The sequence below is a fragment of the Thioalkalivibrio sp. ALJT genome (assembly GCF_000381825.1).
GTDB lineage: Bacteria > Pseudomonadota > Gammaproteobacteria > Ectothiorhodospirales > Ectothiorhodospiraceae > Thioalkalivibrio.
On the sequence record NZ_KB907121.1, the window covers coordinates 147,131 to 168,770 of the forward strand.

At 66.3% G+C, this 21,640-nt stretch carries 20 protein-coding genes and 1 riboswitch; of the genes, 3 read left to right on the forward strand and 17 right to left on the reverse strand.

The window, feature by feature from the left end; genetic code table 11:
• Positions 1 to 11: 11 nt before the first annotated feature.
• The 11 genes from trpD to purE all read right to left on the reverse strand — a co-directional run bounded on the left by trpD (position 12) and on the right by purE (position 10,306).
• A complete protein-coding gene (trpD, locus tag G332_RS0100725; RefSeq protein WP_019625077.1) occupies positions 12 to 1,043 on the reverse strand; it encodes an anthranilate phosphoribosyltransferase in 1,032 nt (343 codons plus the stop codon).
• 89 nt (positions 1,044 to 1,132) lie between these two features.
• A complete protein-coding gene (locus tag G332_RS0100730; protein WP_019625078.1) occupies positions 1,133 to 2,326 on the reverse strand; it encodes a multidrug effflux MFS transporter in 1,194 nt (397 codons plus the stop codon).
• Positions 2,327 to 2,417: 91 nt separating this feature from the next.
• Positions 2,418 to 3,011: an aminodeoxychorismate/anthranilate synthase component II gene (locus tag G332_RS0100735; protein WP_019625079.1), complete on the reverse strand. Its 594-nt coding sequence runs from the start codon at positions 3,009 to 3,011 to the stop codon at positions 2,418 to 2,420.
• Between the two features lie 400 nt (positions 3,012 to 3,411).
• A complete protein-coding gene (gene trpE, locus G332_RS0100740; RefSeq protein WP_019625080.1) occupies positions 3,412 to 4,899 on the reverse strand; it encodes an anthranilate synthase component I in 1,488 nt (495 codons plus the stop codon).
• A 118-nt stretch (positions 4,900 to 5,017) separates the two neighbouring features.
• Complete coding sequence (locus tag G332_RS0100745) at positions 5,018 to 5,701, reverse strand: phosphoglycolate phosphatase (RefSeq protein ID WP_019625081.1); 684 nt, start codon at positions 5,699 to 5,701, stop codon at positions 5,018 to 5,020.
• A gap of 23 nt (positions 5,702 to 5,724) precedes the next feature.
• The gene (rpe, locus tag G332_RS0100750) at positions 5,725 to 6,414 is read right to left on the reverse strand and encodes a ribulose-phosphate 3-epimerase (RefSeq protein ID WP_019625082.1); all 690 of its coding nucleotides are present in this window, start codon (positions 6,412 to 6,414) and stop codon (positions 5,725 to 5,727) included.
• 376 nt (positions 6,415 to 6,790) lie between these two features.
• Positions 6,791 to 7,114: a c-type cytochrome gene (locus G332_RS0100755; protein WP_019625083.1), complete on the reverse strand. Its 324-nt coding sequence runs from the start codon at positions 7,112 to 7,114 to the stop codon at positions 6,791 to 6,793.
• Positions 7,115 to 7,342: 228 nt separating this feature from the next.
• Positions 7,343 to 8,008 carry an energy-coupling factor ABC transporter permease gene (locus tag G332_RS0100760; RefSeq protein WP_019625084.1) on the reverse strand — a complete coding sequence of 222 codons (666 nt, stop codon included), beginning with the start codon at positions 8,006 to 8,008 and terminating at the stop codon, positions 7,343 to 7,345.
• A 2-nt stretch (positions 8,009 to 8,010) separates the two neighbouring features.
• Positions 8,011 to 8,628, reverse strand: coding sequence for a class I SAM-dependent methyltransferase (locus G332_RS0100765; protein WP_019625085.1), 618 nt, complete (start codon positions 8,626 to 8,628; stop codon positions 8,011 to 8,013).
• Positions 8,625 to 9,794 carry a 5-(carboxyamino)imidazole ribonucleotide synthase gene (locus tag G332_RS0100770; RefSeq protein WP_019625086.1) on the reverse strand — a complete coding sequence of 390 codons (1,170 nt, stop codon included), beginning with the start codon at positions 9,792 to 9,794 and terminating at the stop codon, positions 8,625 to 8,627. Before G332_RS0100770 ends, G332_RS0100765 begins: the two co-directional genes overlap by 4 nt.
• Positions 9,791 to 10,306, reverse strand: coding sequence for a 5-(carboxyamino)imidazole ribonucleotide mutase (gene purE / locus G332_RS0100775; protein ID WP_026340486.1), 516 nt, complete (start codon positions 10,304 to 10,306; stop codon positions 9,791 to 9,793). The genes G332_RS0100770 and purE overlap by 4 nt, the downstream gene beginning before the upstream one ends.
• 266 nt (positions 10,307 to 10,572) lie before the next feature.
• On the opposite strand from purE, the gene G332_RS0100780 reads away from it, so the two are divergent.
• Positions 10,573 to 11,469: a phosphoribosylaminoimidazolesuccinocarboxamide synthase gene (locus tag G332_RS0100780; RefSeq protein WP_019625088.1), complete on the forward strand. Its 897-nt coding sequence runs from the start codon at positions 10,573 to 10,575 to the stop codon at positions 11,467 to 11,469.
• Complete coding sequence (gene bioD / locus G332_RS0100785; protein WP_019625089.1) at positions 11,466 to 12,188, forward strand: dethiobiotin synthase; 723 nt, start codon at positions 11,466 to 11,468, stop codon at positions 12,186 to 12,188. The genes G332_RS0100780 and bioD overlap by 4 nt, the downstream gene beginning before the upstream one ends.
• Here the strand turns inward: bioD and G332_RS0100790 are convergent.
• The 6 genes from G332_RS0100790 to tkt all read right to left on the reverse strand — a co-directional run bounded on the left by G332_RS0100790 (position 12,122) and on the right by tkt (position 19,933).
• Entirely contained in the window at positions 12,122 to 12,880 is a 759-nt protein-coding gene (locus tag G332_RS0100790) for a lipid-binding SYLF domain-containing protein (protein ID WP_038059484.1), read from the reverse strand. The genes bioD and G332_RS0100790 overlap by 67 nt on opposite strands.
• A gap of 92 nt (positions 12,881 to 12,972) precedes the next feature.
• A complete protein-coding gene (fba, locus tag G332_RS0100795; RefSeq protein WP_019625091.1) occupies positions 12,973 to 14,037 on the reverse strand; it encodes a class II fructose-bisphosphate aldolase in 1,065 nt (354 codons plus the stop codon).
• Positions 14,038 to 14,116: 79 nt separating this feature from the next.
• Entirely contained in the window at positions 14,117 to 15,547 is a 1,431-nt protein-coding gene (gene pyk / locus G332_RS0100800; protein ID WP_019625092.1) for a pyruvate kinase, read from the reverse strand.
• 37 nt (positions 15,548 to 15,584) lie between these two features.
• Complete coding sequence (locus G332_RS0100805; protein WP_019625093.1) at positions 15,585 to 16,763, reverse strand: phosphoglycerate kinase; 1,179 nt, start codon at positions 16,761 to 16,763, stop codon at positions 15,585 to 15,587.
• 129 nt (positions 16,764 to 16,892) lie between these two features.
• Positions 16,893 to 17,891, reverse strand: a complete 999-nt coding sequence (gene gap, locus G332_RS0100815) for a type I glyceraldehyde-3-phosphate dehydrogenase (protein ID WP_019625094.1) — start codon at positions 17,889 to 17,891, stop codon at positions 16,893 to 16,895.
• A 41-nt stretch (positions 17,892 to 17,932) separates the two neighbouring features.
• Positions 17,933 to 19,933 carry a transketolase gene (gene tkt, locus G332_RS0100820; RefSeq protein ID WP_019625095.1) on the reverse strand — a complete coding sequence of 667 codons (2,001 nt, stop codon included), beginning with the start codon at positions 19,931 to 19,933 and terminating at the stop codon, positions 17,933 to 17,935.
• A 408-nt stretch (positions 19,934 to 20,341) separates the two neighbouring features.
• On the opposite strand from tkt, the gene metK reads away from it, so the two are divergent.
• Complete coding sequence (metK, locus tag G332_RS0100825) at positions 20,342 to 21,514, forward strand: methionine adenosyltransferase (RefSeq protein ID WP_019625096.1); 1,173 nt, start codon at positions 20,342 to 20,344, stop codon at positions 21,512 to 21,514.
• A gap of 33 nt (positions 21,515 to 21,547) precedes the next feature.
• Positions 21,548 to 21,628: riboswitch (S-adenosyl-L-homocysteine riboswitch) on the forward strand.
• Positions 21,629 to 21,640 lie beyond the last annotated feature (12 nt).

The window sequence follows — 21,640 nt, forward strand, 5'->3', positions numbered from 1 at the left end:
GTTCCTGCTCCTTAATCCTGTTGGGTAGTCAGTCGCGCGCTGGTCGCCTGCAGCCGCTCCAGGCGCTCGCGGGCAGCGCCGGAGTCGATCGCCTCGGCCGCACGGCCCACCCCCGCAGCCAGCGACTCGGCGCCACCCCCGGCGTAGATCGCTGCCCCGGCGTTCAGCAGGACGATCTCGCGGGCGGCGCCGACCTGCCCCTCCAGCACACCGCGCAGCATCGCGGCGGAGGCCTCCACACTATCGACGCGGATCGCATCCAGGCCGCTCCGTGCCAGCCCGAAATCCTCCGGCGTTACGGTGTACTCCTCGATTGCGCTGTCCTTCAGCTCGGCCACACGGGTCGGGGCAGCGATGCTGATCTCGTCCAGTCCGTCCTCGGCGTGGACGACCAGCACATGTTCGCTGCCCAGCCCCTTCAGGGCCTCGGCCAGCGGCCGCACCCAGGCTGCGGAGAACACGCCCAGCACTTGATTCGGCGCCCCGGCGGGGTTGGTCAGCGGCCCCAGCACGTTGAACAGGGTGCGCACACCCAGCTCCTTGCGCGGGCCGATGGCATGTTTCATCGCACCATGATGCGCGGGGGCAAACAGGAAGCCGACGCCGACCTCCTCGATGCAGGACCCCACCGCCTCCGGCGACAGCCCGAGATGCACACCCAGGTGTTCCAGCACGTCCGCGGAACCGGACTTCGACGACACCGAACGGTTTCCGTGCTTGGCCACCCGCACCCCCCCCGCCGCTGCGACCAGCGCCGAGGCCGTGGAGATATTGAAGGTGCCGGAGGCATCGCCGCCGGTACCGCAGGTATCGACCAGGCCGGTCCGCGGCACATCCACCCGCGTCGCCAGTTCGCGCATCACGCCCGCGGCGGCGCGGATTTCCTCGATGGTTTCGCCCTTCATGCGCAGGGCCACCAGCAGCCCGCCAATCTGGGCATCGGTGGTCGCGCCGGTCATCACGGCCTGCATGACGGCGGTCATGGTGGCCGCATCCAGATCCTGACGCTCAATGAGGGCCGCTATCGCTTGTTGCACGGTCACAGGGCTGCTCCTGCCGGGAAGTCGATCAGGCGGCTAGTGTAACGCCCACGTAGTCCCGGCACGACCGGAGACGCCGCGCGGGCAGACACTCAGTGCCGCACGGGGACAAACTGCCAGGCCAGCAGGGCAAGCCCCCATATCAGCAGCGCCGCCAGCACCAGATGGCCCATGGCATCATCCAGCCAGTCCACCAGGAAGAGCGCGAGCAAAGCACTGAAGCCGAGCTGCACGAAGGCCTGCATCGCCGCTGCCATGCCACGGGCACCGGGGTAGCAATCGAGCGCCAACAGGGTCAGCGACGGCATCGCCGTGGCCAGGGCAAAACTGTACAGGGCGAACGGCATGGTGATGGCGACCACCGGCCCCCGGGCCAGCACCGCAAGCCCAACCAGCGCCAGAGCCAGACCGGTCAGTGCAAGACCGATCGCCACCGCCCGCGGCGGGCTCACCACACCCGCCACACGCCCGGCAACAAAGCCACCCGCAACCAGCCCCGCCACCAGGGGTCCGAACAGCCACCAGAAATCCCGCTCGCCGCCCCCGAGGTGCTCGTAGATGATGCTCGGAGAGGCGGCGATAAACAGGAACATGGCCCCGAACATCCCTGCGTGCACCACCACCGGAAACAGGAAGGCCGGGTTACGCAGCGTGCCCAGGTAGCCGCGGATCACCGCACGTGGCCGGCTGGAGACCCGCCCCACCGGTGGCAGGGTCTCCGGCAAGCCGATCCGGATCGCCACCAGCAGCGCCACCCCGTACAGCGTCAGAAAGGCGAACACCGAACGCCAGCCGAATGCGGACTGCAACCAGCCACCGATGATCGGGGCGGCGGCCGGACCGACCGCGAACATCATGGTCACCAGGGCGAATACGCGGCGCGCCTCGGTCGGGTCGAAACGGTCCCGGATCAACGCCCGCCCGACCACCACACCGGCAGCCGCCGCAAGCCCCTGCCCCATGCGCAGCACCAGCACCTGCCAGTACTCCACCGCAACGACCAGCAGGGCCGAGGTCAGTACATAGGCCAGCAAGGCCCACAACACGACCGGACGCCGCCCGTGCGCATCCGACAGCGGACCGGCAACCAGCGTGGCAACGGCGAATGCGACCAGGTAAGCCGACAGTGTGGCCTGCATGGCCACACTGTCGACGGCCAGGGCCTGGGCCATCGCCGGAAACGAAGGCAGATAGGTATCCAGCGAGAACGGCGCCAGCATGGACAACGGCGCCACCAGAAGCGCAAAACGCAACCGCGTTCGCCGCTCGTCGACGGTGCCCGTCACACCACGCGCCCTGGCGCCGGGCGGGTACCCGGCGCCGCCATCAACTCTGTGCAGTCCGGACGGTGTAAGGGTATTGCGCCGAACCCGGGGGTCACGCCGGCTGGGGCAGGCGGCGCAGGAAGTTGTCGAGGAGCTCGTGCCCCTGGCGGGTCAGGATGGACTCGGGATGAAACTGCACCCCCTCGACGTCCAGCTCCCGGTGGCGCAAACCCATGATCTCGTCACGGGTGCCATCCTCACGCCGGGTCCAGGCGGTGACCTCCAGACAATCCGGCAGGCTGGCGGCCTCCACAACCAGCGAGTGGTAGCGCGTGGCCTCCAGCGGGTTCTCCAGACCGGCGAACACCCCCACCCCGGTGTGGTGAACGGGCGAAGTCTTGCCATGCATGATCTCGCGCGCCCGCACGACCCGGCCGCCGAAGACCTGGCCAATCGCCTGGTGTCCGAGGCAGACCCCGAGGATCGGGACTGCCCCTGCGAAGCGGCGAATCACCTCCAGCGACACGCCCGCTTCGTTCGGCGTGCAGGGGCCGGGCGAGATCACAATCCCCTCCGGCTCCAGCTCCGCGATCTGGTCCGGGGTAATGCAGTCGTTGCGGTGCACCACCACCTCTGCCCCCAGCTCCCCCAGATACTGGACCAGATTGAAGGTGAAGGAGTCATAGTTGTCGAGCATCAAGATCATGACCATACGTCCTGCTGATCGGAGGCATCGGAAGACACGGCGGCGCAGGCCGCTATCACCCCGGTAAACCTGTGCAAATTGAGAGAGCGATGCAACCAGCATACCCCGGGCCCGGCCCCGCCACCGGGCAACCCCAAGGGAAACACTGATCCAGGCGCACGCGCTGGTGCCATGCTTCTTCCGAGGCCAGGGGCCCGGCAGGGCGTGGCACGCTCAGTACGGCAACAACCGCGCCGCCAGCAGGGCACCTCCAGACGGCACCCGCCGGGGCCGGGCAGGGTCTGTGCACGCCCGCGCAATGCCGGCAGCGGCCACAGGCCGCGGACTAAGGTCTACTAAAGCCCGCCGACGCCCGCCCCGGGGGCGTGAAAGATCCGTGTGCCCACGGTTCCGGGCGCTCTCAGTCGTTGTGGCGTCGGGGGCTCAGGCCGCCCAGGGCGGTCTCGGCCGCGCGCACCACGGCGCGCCCCTTGTTCAGGGTCTCCTGCCATTCGTTCTCGGGCACCGAGTCATGCACCACTCCGGCCCCGGCCTGGATATGCAATTCGCCGTCATGCAGCACCGCCGTACGGATCGCGATTGCGGTATCCATGTTGCCGGACCAGGAGAGATAGCCAACCGCGCCGGAATACGGGCCGCGCTTGACCGGTTCCAGTTCGTCGATGATCTCCAGCGCGCGGATCTTGGGTGCGCCGGAGACGGTCCCGGCCGGGAAAGTCGCGCGCAGCACGTCCATCGGCGAGTGCCCGGGAGCGAGGCGGCCCTCCACATTGGACACGATGTGCATCACATGCGAGTAGCGCTCGATGGTCATGGTGTCCGTCACCTCCACCGAGCCGATCTCGCAGACCCGACCGACATCGTTGCGTCCGAGGTCGATCAGCATCAGGTGCTCGGCGCGCTCCTTCGGGTCCGCCAGCAGCTCGGCCTCCAGCGCGCGGTCCTCCTCCTCGGTGCGCCCGCGCGGACGGGTACCGGCGATCGGCCGCACGGTCACGCGGTCGTCCTCCAGGCGCACCAGGATTTCCGGCGAGGCCCCGACCACGTGGTGGTCGCCCAGGTCCAGGTAGTACATGTAGGGCGACGGGTTCAGCGCGCGCAGCGCGCGGTAGAGATTCAGCGGCGGCGCCGAGAACGGCACGCTCATGCGCTGCGCCAGCACCACCTGCATCACGTCGCCGTCCATGATGTATTCCTGCGCCCGCGCCACGGCCGCCTTGAATCCCCCGGCCGACCAGCCGGGCACATACTCCGGAACGGCATGCGGATGCGGCGGATCATCCGGGGGCACCAGGGGCTCGCCGAGACGCGTCTCCAGCACGTCCAGACGCGCCGCGGCCTTTGCCTGGCCATCCGCCCGCGTGGCATCAGCGTGCACCACCAGGTACAGCCGCCCGGAGAGGTTGTCGTAGACCACGACCTCCTCCGAGAGCATCAGCAGGATATCGGGCAGCCCCAGGGCATCGGGCTTTTCCGGGCCCTCCAGACGCGGCTCGATCAGACGCACGGTCTCGAAGCCGAAGTAGCCGACCAGCCCCCCGGTAAAACGGGGCAGCCCCGGCAGCTCGGCCACCTTGAAGCGCGCCTGGTAGGCCTCGATCCAGGCCAGCGGGTCGGCCTCGGTGGTCTGTTCGACCACCGCGCCGTCGGTCTCCACCGTGATGTCGTGACCGTGCACCCGCACGCGGGTACGTGCCGGCAGACCGATAAAGGAATAGCGCCCCCAGCGTTCCCCGCCCTGCACCGACTCGAACAGGTAGGAATATGGCCGGTTGGCCAGCTTCAGGAAAATGGACAGGGGGGTCTCGAGATCCGCAAGAACCTCGCGCACCAGCGGGATGCGGTTATAGCCCTCACGGGCGAGCTGATCGAACTGTTCGGGGGTCATCACAACGGTTCCTGACAAGAGAAGGGAAGACAGCGCGGCGGATCAGTCGCCGTTTCGCCATCGCCCCGCTGTCCGGTCCATTCGCTGGCCGATTGGGCGACCCGTTGCGATCATCCGCTTATGCCGCCCGGGCGGGCAGCAGTCCGGGCAGCTCGTCCAGCCGGTCGAGCACCGCGTCGGGATCTTCAGCGCGGATATCGCAACCGTGATTGTAGCCGTAGGTCATGCAGACGATCTGGAAGCCGGCCGCACGCGCCGCCTTCACGTCGCTCTTCGAATCTCCGACCATCAGCGCCTCGGATGCGTCCACACCCAGTTCCTTCGCCGCGTGCAGAAGCGGCGCCGGGTCCGGTTTCTTCTGCGGCAGGGCATCCCCGGCGACCACGATCTCGAAGTCGTCGAGGATGCCCTTTTCGCGCAATAGCGGCACGGTGAAGCGCTCGGCCTTGTTGGTCACGCAGCCGAGACGGAAACCGGCGGCCTTCAACTGATCCAGCCCCTCGCGCACCCCCGGATACAGCGGCGAGCGCCCGGCGGTGTTTTCCTGGTAGATGCGCATGAAGACGGGCAGTGCCCGCTCGAAGACCTCCGGGTCCGGCTCGCCGTCGAGCGCATTGAGCAGCGCCCGCTTGACCAGTCGTTCCACGCCGTTGCCCACCCAGTTGCGCACGGCCGCCTCGCCACGCTCGGGCAGCCCCAGCTCGCGCATCATCGCGTCCACGCTGTAGGCCAGGTCCGGCACGCTGTCAATCAGCGTGCCGTCCAGGTCGATCAGGATCATGCGGGGGCGTTTCAGGGACATCCCGGTCTCCAGTGGCCGTCAATTCAGGCCTTGGCCAGCTCGTCGCGCATTTGCTGGACGATGCTGTTGTAGCGATTGGCGTCGGCGTCACTGGACGCGCCGAAGATCGCGGAGCCGGCCACAAAGGTATCGGCTCCGGCGGCCTTGATCTCGCGGATGTTGTCGGCCTTCACGCCGCCGTCGATCTCGAGACGGATATCGCGCCCGGATGCGTCGATCATCTTGCGCGCGGCGCGCAGCTTGTCGAGGGTGTTCGGGATGAACTTCTGGCCGCCAAAGCCCGGGTTCACCGACATCAGCAGGATCATGTCGACCTTGTCCATCACGTATTCCAGGTAGGACAACGGGGTCGCCGGGTTGAACACCAGCCCGGCCTTGCAGCCCTCTGCGTGGATCAACTGCAGGGTGCGGTCGATATGGTCGGAGGCTTCCGGGTGGAAGGTGATGTAGCTGGCACCGGCCTGGGCGAAGTCCGGGATGATGCGATCCACCGGCTTGACCATCAGGTGCACGTCGATCGGCGCCGTCACGCCGTGCTTGCGCAGGGCATCGCAGACCAGCGGGCCGATGGTCAGATTCGGCACGTAGTGGTTGTCCATCACGTCAAAGTGGACGATGTCTGCTCCGGAGGCCAGAACATTGTCGACCTCTTCACCCAGACGGGCGAAGTCGGCGGAGAGGATGGACGGGGCGATGAAATCGGGTTGTGCCATGGGAAGCCTCGCAGGAATCGCTGGGATAGCGGGACCGACCACCGGCCACGCTCTCGGAATCGCGAAACTTTACCGGATGCCGCCATATCAGGCAAAAGACGAGGAAATGATGCCCTCCGGGAACCGGTCGGGTTGGGGGCGATCGTTGCGGGAGTGGTGACACCGCCTTCATCGCAGGGAGCCGGCCCGTTTTGCGCGGCGCCGCCGTTACGGCGGGTAGCAGAACATGGCACGGCCGTCGCCGTGCATTAACCGCTTGCCAAGGCGACGAAACCGCGAGCGCAGAAATGGATCAGGGTTCCCCTGACGCAAACGGGCCGGGGAAACCCCGGCCCGCTCACTCTCTTGCCCGCCGGCCGCCGGCAGAGCGACGGGTTCAGTTGAACTCCTCCGCGATATAGGCGGAGACATTGGCGATATCCTCGTCACTCAGGCCCTGGGCCTGCGGACGCATCAGCGCCGTGTTGTCACCGACCTCTTCACCGGCACGGTAGCGCTCCATGATGTCGACCAGGTAGTCCATGTCCTTGCCTGTCAGCGCCGGGAAGATCGCCTGGCCCTGACCCTCTGCGCCATGGCAGCTCGCGCAGACATTCTGATACATCGACTGCCCCGCCTGGACATCGGCGGCCTGGACAGTGGTGGACAACATCAGGGCACTCCCCGCGAGCCCGGCCAGAACGAACAACTTGGTTTTCATTTTTATCGTCTCCTCATTCTCTTTGCAGATCGGGTTTACCCCGTCTTGAAGCGAACGTTAGCAGGGCCTTCCTGAATGGTGCATTAACATAGAAACTAATGGGCCAATGCCCGCATGACGCCAACCACGACCCCTGCGCGCCTCATGAAAACACGCCTCGATGGACACGCTTGCCGTGGCACCTCGCGCCCTCGGGGAAAGGCGCGACGCGCGGTCGGGAGGGGGGGGTTATCGGCCGTGGATGTAGCGTTCGTCCGACCAGGTCGCCAGCCATTCCGGACGCACCATGACCAGGCCCGTGATCACGATCCCGTTGACCACCGCCTCCGGCAGCACCAGCAAGGCCAGATAGCGCAGGTAGTCGCGGTAGATATCCTGCCAGGCCAGATCGGTGAACAGGCCGTAGATCAGCGCCGAACCCAGTACGGTTGCCACCACCGACAACGCCCCGCCCAGAAAACCGACCGCATACAGGTAAATGAACATGTGCGCGGGCAGGTAGGCCTGGGACAGCCGCAGCAAAGCCCACGTAACCATGACCGGCAGGAAGCCGGCCAGCAACACCGTCAGCGGAACGGCCGCCAGAGGCAGCAGGCCGAACAGCCCCAGGGTCGCCACCACCAGAAAGGCCATCAGGATGGCCAGCTGCCAGCCGAACATCAGCGTGACCACGGTCATGCCGAGGAAATGCAGGGCAAGGCCGTCGAGGGTCTGTGCCCGCAGGCTCCAGATGAGCAGCAGACACAGCGTGGCAATCACGAGAAGCTGGGCGCGGCCGGGCACGAACAAGGCCTCCCAGGGCATGCGCCGGAGCACCACCAGCATGGTGACACCCAGCAGCACACCGGACAGTACGCGCAGCGCGACCGGCAGTTCGCCCGCCCCCTCGATCATGCTCAGTCGGGCTCGCGTATGGCGGCCGCAACGGTGTATTCGCGACCCTGTTTGATCTTGTCGTAGTTGCCAAACACGTCCTTGAATCCCTTCTCGATAAAACGTCGCAGCCCGGTAATGGTAACGACATAGATACGCCCGCCGGGGTTCATCTGTTCGTGGGCATCCAGCAGGTAGGTCTGCAGCATCTCCCGCCCCACCTTGGCCGGCAGGTTGGAGGTCACCAGATCAAAGCGCCGGTCGCGAATGCGCGAGAAGCCATTGCTGGTCAGGCATTCCACATTGGTGATGCCGTTGAGCTCGGCATTACGCTGACTGTACTCCACGGCCAGATAGTTGGTATCCACCAGTGTGGTCAGGCCCTGCGGGGCCTTGCGCGCCAGGGTCAGGCCAATCGGGCCATAGCCACAGCCCAGATCGAGACAGTCGTCGTCCGCGCGAATCTCGATCCGCTCGAGCAGCATCCGAGTACCGTCGTCGATCCGCCGCGGCGAGAACAGCCCCCAGGTACTGCGAAAGCGCAAATGCTCGCCCGCCAGGGTGTCCTCGAACTCGAGATCGCGCTTGAGCTCCGCCTGCCTCGCGCGCCGCGCCTGGAGACTGGGGAACGCCTCGCTCATGCCACGCCCTCCTCAACGGCACGGGCCAGGCCATGCCACAAGTCCTCGGCGCTGGCGACCACGGCGCTGGCGTCGGCCTGGCCCGGCCGGCCCAGCACACTGATGTGCCCCATCTTGCGCCCCGGCCGCGCAACGGCCTTGCCATAAAGATGCAACCGCGCCCGGCCGTCCGCCAGCACGTCCTGCCAGCCGGGCGTACCGCCTGCGGGCCAGAGATCGCCCAACAGATTCACCATCGCGACCGGCGTGGTCAGCCGGGCCGGCGCCAGCCCGAGCCCGCAGACCGCACGCACCTGCTGCTCGAACTGACTGACGGTGCAGGCATCCAGGCTGTAGTGGCCGGAGTTGTGCGGGCGCGGCGCGATCTCGTTGACCAGCAACTCGCCATCGCTGGTGAGAAAGAACTCGACCGCCAGCACCCCCTGGTAGTCGAGCTGGTCGACAACCTCCCGGGCAATCGCCGTCGCCTGCGTGCACACCGCATCCCCCACTCGCGCCGGGACCTGCGTCAGATGCAGGATGCCGTCGCGGTGCGCGTTCTCCGCAACCGGAAACGACTCGGTGGCACCCTCCGCTGTACGCGCAATCAGTACCGACAATTCGCGCTCCAGCTCTACCCGGGATTCCAGCACGCAATCGACCTGGCCCAGTTCTGCATGCGCAGCCGGCAGCGCGTCGGGCGTATCCAGACGAACCTGCCCCTTGCCGTCATAGCCAAGGCGCGCGGTCTTCAGAATGGCCGGGAAGGCGAGCCCGCCGGCACCGGTTCGCAACTCGGGCACCGCACCCGCCAGGACCGCCTGCCAGGGCGCCACGGCCACACCCATCTCCCCCAGGAAGGCCTTTTCCTCGAGACGGTCCTGGGCAACGGCCAGGGCGCGCGGCCCCGGATACAGTCGGACGCGCGCATCCAGCCAGTCCAGCGCCGCGCGCGGGATATTCTCGAATTCGGTGGTAATGACAGCGCATTCACCGGCCAGGGCCTCCAGCGCGGCCGTGTCATCAAAGGCCTGACACAGATGTCGCGTTGCCAGACGGCCGGCCGGGCTGTCCGGGTCCGGGTCGAGCACCCACACCGAGTAACCCATGGCCTGCGCGGCCTGCACAAAATAGCGGCCGAGCTGCCCGCCACCGAGCAGCCCGAGGGTCGCAGGCGGCTGGATCATGACGCTTCCGGCGGGAGCGTCTGGCCCAGCACCGCCTGACTCTGGGCGTGGCGGAACGCATCCAGGCGCGCGCGCAGCGCGGCGTCGTCATTGGCCAGCATCGCGGCCGCAAACAGCGCCGCGTTGGCGGCCCCCGCCTCCCCGATCGCGAACGTGGCCACCGGGACACCGCGTGGCATCTGCACAATGGACAGCAGCGAATCCTGCCCCTTCAGGTGGCGCGAGGCAACCGGTACACCGAGCACCGGCACCGAGGTCTTGGAAGCCAGCATACCGGGCAGATGGGCCGCTCCGCCGGCACCCGCGATAATGGCCTGCAACCCGCAGCCGCGGGCCTGTTCGGCGTATTCGAACAGCAAGTCCGGCGTGCGATGGGCGGAGACCACACGCGCCTCGCACGGGATACCGAGTTGATCCAGCACTTCCACCGCGCGCTCCATGGTCGCCCAGTCGGAAGTACTACCCATTACCACGCCCACACGGGGCGCCATACTGCCAGCTGTCTCTGTCATGGCCCGAACCATAGCGACCCCGGCCGCACCCGACAAGCCACACCGCCAACCGCACCCGGCGAGCCTCCGGAAAATCCATTCACAGGCAGACGGGAAGCGTTCCGGAGAATCGGGACTGGCTCACCGGGCTGGCGCCGCCGGGTCGTCGCGACCCCACCCAGTCAGATCATCGAACCCTTCCCGCCTTCAAACCTTCCTGTGAACGCCTTTCGGCGCGCGGCGAGCACCGCGTGGTGCGCAGGAGCCGCGCCCGGTAGAATCGCGGCATGACCGATACCCTGCTTGAAAGCCATATCCCCGACCTGGAACTCGTGCATCGCGGCAAGGTGCGCGATCTCTACGCGGTGGATGCCGACCACTGGCTGATGGTCACCACTGACCGCCTGTCCGCGTTCGACGTGATCCTGCCCACCGCAATCCCCGACAAGGGGCGGGTACTGACCGAGATCACCCAGTTCTGGATGCACAAGGTGGAACGCGAACTGGGGATCCCCCACCAGCTCACCGACATCCCGCTGGAGCAGGTGGTGCCGGACCCATTGTTGCGGGCACCACTGCAGGGACGCAGCCTGGTAATCCGGCGCCTGCAGGCCCTGCCCGTGGAGGCCGTAGTGCGGGGTTACCTGATTGGCTCGGGCTGGCAGGATTACCAGGCCACCGGCGCGGTATGCGGGCTCCCGCTACCGGACGGCCTCGAGCTGGCATCGCCATTGCCCGAGGCCATCTTCACCCCGAGCACCAAGGCAGCCGTGGGCGAACACGACGCCAATATCGACTTCGACGCGGTGAGCGCGTGCATCGGCCGGGAACGGGCCGAACAGGTGCGCACGGCGGCCCTGAAGATCTATGCCATGGCGCGCGCATATGCCGCCGAGCGCGGCATCATCATCGCCGACACCAAGTTCGAGTTCGGGATCGACGCCAACGGCACCCTGCACCTGATCGACGAGGTCCTGACGCCGGATTCTTCCCGCTTCTGGCCCGCTGATCAGTACGCACCGGGGCGCAGCCCCGAGTCGTTCGACAAGCAATATGTGCGCGACTACCTGGAGACCCTGGACTGGGACAAGCAGGCGCCCGGCCCCGAACTGCCCACGGCCGTGGTAGAACAAACCGCCGCACGCTACCGCGAGGCCCTGGAGCGCCTCACCCGCGGCGCATGAGCGAGGCAACCCGGGGCCTGTTCGTCACCGGAACCGACACCGGCGTCGGCAAGACCTTTGTCGGCTGCGCCCTGCTGCAGCACTGGCGCGAGCGCGGGCTGGCGCCGCAGCCCCGCAAACCGGTGGAATCCGGCTGCCCGGAACATGCGGGGGCACTGTTCCCCGAAGATGGCGCCGCCCTGACCCGCGCAGCGGGCCTGCCGGACATGGCCATGGCACAGGTCACCCCCTGGCGCTTCCCCGACGCCATTGCCCCGGACCAGGCCGCCGCAAACCAGGGCGTACAGCTGAACCTGGCGCAACTGGTCGCGGCCTGCACCGGGGCCGGCGCCGGCACGGACACCCGGCCGCTCCTGGTGGAAGGGGCCGGGGGCTTCTACTCCCCCTTGTGCGCAGACGGACTGAACGCGGACCTGGCCACGCGCCTGGGGCTGCCGGTGCTGCTGGTGGCCGAGGACCGCCTGGGCACACTGAACACCTGTCTGCTGACGCTCGAGGCGTTGCAGCGCCGTGGTCTGCAGCTGGCCGGGATCGTACTGAACCGGCGCCGGTCAGACATCGACCCGCGTCTGGACAATCACGGCGCCCTGCGCAAACACACCGCGGCACCGATCATCACTGCGGCGGAAGGGATCTCCCGCGCGGCCCTGGTTCAGAAACTCTCCACCTCGAAGCTCTCCGGACCAACCGGCGCCACCGGGACCGCACCAAACGCCTGATCGCTGGACGCGGCATCCTCACGAAAACCGGCCAGGGTTTCGCGCAACGCGCGGGTGCCCTCGTGGTCCACGCGGCGGGTCTCGATGATGTGCACCGGGCGCACCGATTCTTCGTAGTAGGACTCATTGAAATCGTCGCGCACGCGCATGCGCGAGCCCGACAGGCTCATGCCCAGATAAGCCCCGCGCGAACGGGAATACGACAGGAAGTCCGCCGTGGGCGTGGTACTGCGCCCCGCACCTACGGGGCCAGCCGCAACCGAGGCCTCCCCGCCCAGCCGGATCGCGGACCCGAACATCGAATCCACCGCGTCCTGGGTGCGAGCGACCATCACGACCTCGGCGGCATCGCCCCCGAACTGCATGCCAAAGCTGACCGAGCCGAGCGAATAGAAGCCCACAGGGGAATAATCACCGCGCTCGTCGTCCCAGGCGAGAAATACGCCGATACCACCGGAGCCCCCGACCAGAAAAGCGCCACGTGTCACCCGCGGGAAGATCACCACGCCACGGGCATCGCGAAGATCCTCCTTCAGGGCCTCGTATTCGGGGTGGGTGGCCATACTCTCGACCGTCGCCTGCGCCCGATCGATGATGTCCTGCGGCTCGATCTCGCGGCTGAACGGGTTGGCCTGGGCAGTCCCGGCGAGCACCAGGAGCAGCAACAGGACCAGGGGCAACCTTCGATACATCGACAAACCCTCCATAACAGCATTCGGATCCCGTCATCATGGCATAAAAAAAGGGGGCCGAAGCCCCCTTTTTCGTGCTGCCTTCCGCAAGATCAGTTGACCTTGGGATCCAGCTCGCCGGACTGGTAACGCTTGACCATGTCGTCCAGGGAGATCGGCTTGATCTTGGACGCCATGCCGGCGCAACCAAAGGCCTCGTAACGGGCCTGGCAGATGTCCTTCATGGCCGCGGTCGAGGCCTTCAGGAATTTGCGCGGGTCGAATTCCTTCGGGTTCTCGGCCAGGAACTTGCGCACCGCACCGGTGGAGGCCATACGCAGGTCGGTGTCGATGTTGACCTTGCGCACGCCGTGCTTGATGCCTTCCTGGATCTCTTCGACCGGGACACCATAGGTCTCGCCCATGTCGCCGCCGTAGTTGTTGATGATCTCCAGCCACTCCTGCGGAACGGAGGAGGAGCCGTGCATGACCAGATGGGTATCCGGGATGCGCTTGTGGATCTCCTTGATGCGCTCGATGGCAAGGATGTCACCGGTCGGCGGACGGGTGAACTTGTAGGCGCCGTGGGAGGTACCGATGGCGATCGCCAGGGCGTCGCACTTGGTGTTCTTCACGAAGTCGGCCGCCTCGTCCGGGTCGGTCAGCAGCTGGTCGTGGGACAGCTTGCCTTCGGCACCGGAGCCGTCTTCCTCGCCGGCCATGCCGGTTTCCAGGGAACCCAGGCAGCCGAGCTCGCCTTCCACGGACACGCCGCAGGCGTGGGCGATCTCGGAGACCTTGGCGGTCACGTCACGGTTGTAGTCGTAGGTGGCCGGGGTCTTCATGTCGGGCATCAGGGAGCCATCCATCATCACGGAGCTGAAGCCGGACTGGATGGAGCGCAGGCACACCGCGGGCTCGGAGCCGTGATCCTGGTGCAGCACGACCGGGATGTCCGGGTACTGCTCGATCGCGGCGATGATGTTGTGACGCAGGAAGGGCTCGCCGGCGTACTTGCGGGCACCGGCGGAGGCCTGAATGATCACCGGGGAGTCGACCGCAGCGGCCGCTTCCATGATCGAGTGGACCTGCTCCATGTTGTTGGCGTTGTAGGCCGGCATGCCATAACCGTGCTCGGCGGCATGGTCCAGAAGCTGGCGAAGTGAGATCAGTGCCATGGATTCCTCCTTACGGGATTCGGACTGAGAGAGTAGAAAATTCGCTTGGTAATCGGATGACTGCCGGGCAGTGCGCGGGTCAGGCGAGTTCGCCCACGCGCACGACCTTCATGGCATTGGTCCCGCCATGTTCGCCCTGCAGGTCTCCCTTGGTGATGATAACCAGCTCGCCATCCTGCACGACGCCCTCGGCCTTGAGCAAGTTCACGGCCTCACGGTTCACGCCCTCGTGACTCTCCGGGAGAGGGCTCAGGATCACGGGATAAACCCCGCGATAAAGCGTCATGCGACGGCTGGTGGACTCGTGCTGGGTCAGCGCGTAGATCGGGATGCCGGAACTGATCCGCGACATCCAGAGCGCGGTGGAGCCGGACTCGGTCAACGCGGCAATAGCGGCCACGTCCAGGTGATTCGCGGTGTACATCGTGGCCATCGCAATCGCCTCGTCGACCCGCCCGAAGACCGAATCCATGCGGTGATCCGACTGCCGCGCCGCGCGCTGGCGCTCTGCCGCTTCACAGATCCGGTGCATGCTGGTGACCACGCGGCCGGGATAGCGCCCCGTCGCGGTCTCCCCGGAGAGCATCACCGCGTCAGTGCCGTCGAGCACGGCGTTGGCGACATCAAAGACCTCGGCGCGGGTCGGGATCGGATTCTGGATCATGGTCTCCATCATCTGGGTCGCGGTAATGACCAGACGATTGAGGGTCCGTGCCCGGGTGATCAGGGTCTTCTGCACGCCCGGCAGTTCGGCATCGCCGATCTCCACACCGAGATCGCCGCGCGCGATCATGATCACCTCGGAGGCGGCGATGATCTCGTCGATCACCTCCAGCGCTTCGGAGCGTTCGATCTTCGCGCAGATCCCGGCTTCCCAGCCGGCCTCCTTCAGCAGGCTGCGCGCGAGATGCAGATCCTGCGCGGAACGCGGGAAGGAAACGGCGAGGTAATCCACCTGCAGCTCGGCCGCCAGACGGATGTCCTCGCGGTCCTTGTCGGTGATCGCCGGAGCGGAGAGTCCGCCACCCTGGCGGTTGATACCCTTGTTATTGGACAGTTCGCCACCAACCTCCACCGTGGTCTCGATCCGGCCGCCGTTCACGGCCGTGACCTTGAGCACGATCCGGCCATCATCCAGCAGGAGGACATCCTCCGGCTGCACGTCGGCCGGGAGTTCCTTGTAAGTCAGACCGACCTGGGTCTGATCCCCGGCATCGCGGGCCAGTTCGGCATCCAGTGCGAACGGTGCGCCCTCTTCCAGGTACACCTTCCCCTCCTGGAAACGGTCGATGCGGATCTTCGGGCCCTGGAGATCACCGAGGACCCCGACACAGCGGCCCACACGTCCGGCGGCAGCCCGCAGGCGCGCGAGCCGCTGGCGGTGGTCATCCGGGTCACCATGCGAGAAATTCAGCCGGACCACATCCACACCCGCCCGGATGATGGCCTCCATGGCCTCGTCGGTATCCGTGGCCGGCCCGAGGGTTGCAACAATCTTGGTGCGTCTCATCCGCGCGTCTCTCCGTCAGGGGCGCGAGCAGCGGGCCTCAGCCCTTTGCCCGCTCTTCCAGCATGGCCACGGCCGGCAGGGTCTTGCCTTCCAGGAACTCGAGGAAGGCACCTCCACCGGTGGAGATGTAGCTGATGCGGTCGGCCAGGTTGTACTTGTCGATCGCGGCCAGGGTGTCACCACCGCCGGCAATGGAGAACGCGTTGCTCTCGGCGATCGCCTCGCCCAGGGCCCTGGTACCCCCGGCGAACTGATCGAACTCGAACACGCCAACCGGGCCGTTCCAGACGATGGTGCCCGCATTGCGCAGGGCCTCGGCGTAGGTGGCGGCGGTCTCGGGACCGACGTCGAAGATCATGTCGTCAGCGGCCACCGCGTCGACGGCCTTGGTCTCGGCCGAGGTCGACTCGGAGAATTCCTTGCCCACGGTCACATCGGTGGGCACCGGGATCTCGCCACCCTTGGCACGAGCGGCCTCCATCAGGCGCCTGGACTCGTCCACCAGGTCGGACTCGTACAGCGACTTGCCGACGCCGTGGCCCTGGGCGGCGATGAAGGTGTTGGCGATCCCGCCACCGACGATCAGCTGGTCGACGACCTCGGACAGCGATTCCAGCACGGTCAGTTTGGTCGAGACCTTGGAGCCGCCGACAATCGCCACCAGCGGGCGCTTCGGGGTCTCCAGGGCCTTGCCGAGGGCCTCGAGCTCCTTGGCCAGCAGCGGGCCGGCGCAGGCCTGCGGGGCGAACTTCGCCACGCCGTGGGTCGAGGCCTGGGCGCGGTGGGCGGTGCCGAAGGCATCCATCACGAAGACGTCGCACAGGGCGGCGTATTGCTTCGCCAGGGCCTCGTCGTCCTTCTTCTCGCCGGCATTGAAACGCACGTTCTCGAGCAGGATGACCTCGCCCGGCTGGGCGTCCACGCCGTCGAGGTAGTCGCGCACCAGACGCACCTCGCGGCCCAGCAGACCGGCCATATGCTCGGCAACCGGGGCCAGGGAATCTTCTTCGGAGAACTCGCCCTCGGTCGGGCGGCCCAGGTGCGACATCAGCATTACCGCCGCGCCGGCATCGAGTGCCTTCTGCACGGTCTCAAGGCTCGCACGAATACGGGCGTCGGACGTGACCTTGCCGTCCTTGACGGGGACGTTCAGATCCTGGCGCACCAGCACACGGCGACCCTGCAGGTCGAGATCGGTCATCTTGATGACGGACATGGGAGTACCTCTCGAAAGACGGTTGAAAAGGAAGAAGGCTTCGGGCCAGTCCCCGCGGGGACTGGCCCCAGGCCTCCGGGCCCGGGAAGAGCAACGGCCGAGCCCCGCAAGGGACCCGGCCGCTCGCCGTTACTTGGCGACGTGCTCCACCATGCGCAGCATGTTGCAGGTGTAGCCGTACTCGTTGTCGTACCAGGCAACGATCTTCACGAAGGTCGGGTCCAGCTGGATGCCGGCGCCGGCGTCAAACACGGACGGGGCGGTGTAACCACGGAAGTCGGTGGAGACCACCAGCTCGTCGGTGTAACCCAGCACGCCCTTCAACTCGCCTTCGGAGGCCTTCTTCATGGCCGCGCAGACGTCGTCGTAGTTGGCGTCGCCGTTCAGTTCCACGGTCAGATCGACCACGGAGACGTCGGATGTCGGCACGCGGAAAGCCATGCCGGTCAGCTTGCCGTTCAGTTCCGGCAGCACCTTGCCCACGGCCTTGGCCGCACCCGTGGAGGACGGGATGATGTTCTCGAGGATGCCGCGGCCGCCGCGCCAGTCCTTCATGGACGGGCCATCAACGGTCTTCTGGGTCGCGGTGGCGGCGTGCACGGTGGTCATCAGACCACGCTTGATGCCCCAGCTGTCATTCAGCACCTTGGCCACCGGGGCCAGGGCGTTGGTGGTGCAGGAGGCGGCCGAGACCATGTTCTGCCCGGCGTAGGTGTCGTGATTCACGCCGTAGACGAACATCGGGGTGTCGTCCTTGGACGGCGCGGACATGACCACCTTCTTGGCGCCTGCGTCCAGATGCTTCTGGGCGGTCTCGGCGGTCAGGAACAGGCCGGTGGACTCGATCACGATATCAGCGTCGATGTCGCCCCACTTGAGCGCGGCCGGGTCCTTCTCGGCGGTCAGGCGGATGCGATTGCCATTCACGACCAGGTGATCGCCGTCGACGCTGACCTCACCTTCGAAGCGGCCGTGCACGGAGTCGTAGCGCAGCATGTAGGCCAGGTATTCCGGGTCCAGCAGGTCGTTGATGCCGACCACCTGCAGGTTCGGGAAATCCTTGGCGATGGCACGGAAGGCCATGCGACCGATGCGACCGAAGCCGTTGATACCAACCTTGATAGACATGGGAGTCTCCTCTCTATTGCTTATGCGAAATCGTTGCGGACTCAGCCGTTCAGCACGTCACGCGCGACCTGAGCGACGTTCGCCGGCTTGAAGCCGAAGTAATCGAACAGGGCGCCACCCGGCGCGGATTCGCCGAAGCGATCCAGGCCGAACACCGCGCCGTCGAGGCCGGTGAACTTGTGCCAGGTGGTCGTCGCGCCGGCCTCGATGGCAACCCGGGCGCGCACGGCGTTCGGCAGCACGGCCTCGCGGTAGGCCGGGTCCTGCTGTTCGAACAGCTCGACGCAGGGCATGGAGACCACACGCACCTTCTTGCCCTCGCCGGCCAGTTCGTCGGCGGCCTGAACGGCCAGCTCGACCTCGGAACCGGTGGCAATGAAGATCAGGTCGGGGGTGCCGTCGCAGTCTTTCAGCACATAGCCGCCGCGAGCGATGTTGGCGAGCTGCTCGCCATCACGTTCCATGTGCGGCAGGCCCTGACGCGACAGGATGAAGGCGGACGGGCCGTCGGTGCGCTCGATCCCGGCCTTCCAGGCCACCGCGGTCTCGACCGCGTCGCAGGGGCGCCACACATTGAGGTTCGGGATCAGGCGCAGGCTCGGGGTCTGCTCGACCGGCTGGTGGGTCGGGCCGTCTTCGCCGAGACCGATGGAGTCATGGGTCAGCACGTACATCACGCGCTGCTTCATCAGCGCGGACATGCGGATACCGTTGCGGGCGTAGTCGGAGAAGATCAGGAAGGTGCCGCCGTACGGGATGAAGCCGCCGTGCAGAGCGATGCCGTTCATGATCGCTGCCATGCCGAACTCGCGCACGCCGTAGTAGACGTAGTTGCCCGCGGCATCGTCCTTGCTGACACCCTTGGAACCGCCATACATGGTCAGGTTGGAGCCGGCCAGGTCGGCGGAGCCGCCCAGCAGTTCCGGAACGGCCGGGGCCATGCCCGCGATCGCGTTCTGCGAGGCCTTGCGCGAAGCGACCTTCTCGGCCTTCTCCACGGTCTGCTTGATGTAGGCGTTGGCCTTCTCGCTCCAGTCGGCGGGCAGATCGCCGGCGATGCGGCGCTCGAACTCGGCGGCCAGTTCGGGATGCGCAGCCTTGTACGCGGCAAAACGTTCCTTCCACTCGGCCTCGGCCCTGGCGCCCTTGTCCTTGGCGCTCCAGCCGTCGTAGATGTCGCCGGGAATCTCGAACGGGGCATGCTCCCAGCCCAGTTCCTTGCGGGTCAGCGCGATCTCGTCATCGCCCAGGGCGGCGCCATGGCACTCTTCCTTGCCGGACTTGTTCGGCGAGCCGAAGCCGATCACGGTGCGGCAGCAGATCAGGCTCGGCTTGTCACTGTTCTTGCGGGCCTCTTCGATGGCGGCCTTGACCGCATCCGCGTCGTGACCGTCCACGCCGCGCACGACGTGCCAGCCATAGGCCTCGAAACGCGCCGGGGTGTCGTCGGTGAACCAGCCCTCGACCTCACCGTCGATGGAGATGCCGTTGTCATCCCAGAAGGCGACCAGCTTGCCCAGACCCAGGGTGCCGGCCAGGGCGCAGGTCTCGTGGGAGATCCCTTCCATCATGCAGCCGTCGCCGAGGAAGGCGTAGGTGTTGTGGTCGACGATGTCGTGCCCGGGCTGGTTGAAGTGGGCGGCCATCATCTTCTCGGCCAGCGCCATGCCAACCGCATTGGAGATGCCCTGACCCAGCGGACCCGTGGTGGTCTCGACGCCGGCGGTGTAGCCGTATTCGGGGTGGCCCGGGGTCCTGGAGTGCAGCTGACGGAACTGCTTGAGCTCGTCCATCGGCAGGTCATAGCCGGTCAGATGCAGCAGCGAGTAGACCAGCATGGAACCGTGACCGTTGGACATCACGAAGCGGTCGCGATCCGGCCAGTGCGGGTTCGCCGGGTTGTGCTGCATGTAGTCGTTCCACAGCACCTCGGCGATGTCTGCCATGCCCATGGGCGCCCCCGGATGACCGGAATTGGCCTTCTGGACCGCGTCCATCGACAGGGCGCGGATGGCGTTGGCAAGCTCTCTACGGGTCGGCATGCTGATCTCCTGCTCTAAGTAGTATTGGGTTCGGCTGATGGCGGGTGGCGGCGCGAGGCGCCTGCGGCGGCCGACCCGGACGAATCGGCCGATCGAGGGTTAAACCGGTACCGGCCGGCGCTCCGGGGCAAGACATCACCCGAGCAGCCTGCGGGAGCGCGTCCCTCTTCCGGCGACGCGAGCGCGCGGCGGACGGTGCATCCCCATCAAAGGCGGTGCATTTTGGCCACTTTCGGGCGGCGGGGCAAGTCGGCTGCAAACCGCGTCATGCCGCGCCCTGGGCGCCGGCGGGCACGCGCATCGACCGACTGTCGCCGGCCGGGGGCTTAGAAAATTGCGGCGAGTTGCGTTACAGTACTGGTCGTTTTGCGCAAAACTAAATCGAAACGACCCACAAAGGAACGCTTAATGTCCAACGATTACATCTTCACCTCGGAATCCGTTTCCGCGGGCCACCCCGACAAGATGGCCGACCTGGTCTCCGACACCATCGTCGACGCCATCATTGCACAGGACCCGCACGCCCGTATCGCCTGTGAAACCGCCACCAAGACCGGCATGGTCATGCTGCTGGGCGAAATCACCACCGGCGCCCAGATCGACTACGAGAAGCTGGTGCGCGAGACGGTCTGCGAGATCGGCTATAACGATTCCGACGTCGGCTTCGACGGCAAGACCTGCGCCGTGCTGAACGTGCTGGGTGAACAGTCCCAGGACATCGCCATGGGTGTGGACCGCGACGTCTCCGACCGCGCCACCCAGGGTGCCGGTGACCAGGGCCTGATGTTCGGTTACGCCGCACGCGAAACCGATACGCTGATGCCCGCCCCGATCTTCTACGCCCACAAGATGGTGCGTATCCAGTCCGAACTGATGAAGAGCGGCAAGCTGCCGTGGCTGCGCCCGGACGCCAAGTCCCAGGTCTCGCTGCGCTACGAAGACGGCAAGCCGGCCGGCCTGGATGCGGTGGTCCTGTCCACCCAGCACAGCCCGGACATCTCGCAGAAAGACCTGCAGGAAGCGATCTACGAAGAGGTCTTCAAGAAGGTGCTGCCGAACGAATGGCTGAGCCAGGTCTCCGATGACAAGATCCACATCAACCCGACCGGCAAGTTCGAGATCGGTGGCCCCGTGGGCGACGCCGGCCTGACCGGCCGCAAGATCATCGTCGACACCTACGGTGGCATGGCCCGCCACGGTGGCGGTGCGTTCTCCGGCAAGGACCCGTCCAAGGTGGACCGTTCCGCTGCCTACGCCGGCCGTTACGTGGCCAAGAACATCGTCGCCGCCGGCCTGGCCGACAAGTGCGAGATCCAGGTCTCCTACGCCATCGGCGTCGCCGAGCCGACCTCGATCACTGTCGATACCTTTGGCACCGGCAAGGTCGACGATCGCAAGATCGAAGGCTTCGTGCGCGAAGTGTTTGATCTGCGCCCGTGGGGCCTGATCCAGATGATGGATCTGCTGCGCCCGATCTACAAGGCGACCGCCGCCTATGGTCACTTCGGCCGCGAAGACGTCGACCTCCCCTGGGAGCGTACCGACAAGGCCGAGGAACTTAAGAAGATGGCGGGCCTCTAAGAGCGCCCGACATTTTGTAAGCGAAATACCCATCCGGCTGAGGAGCGCTGCAGCGGTTTAACCGTCAGGCTCAGCCGGATGTCCCCTGAAATATGAATACGGCGCTCATCCAGATAGACGGAGAAG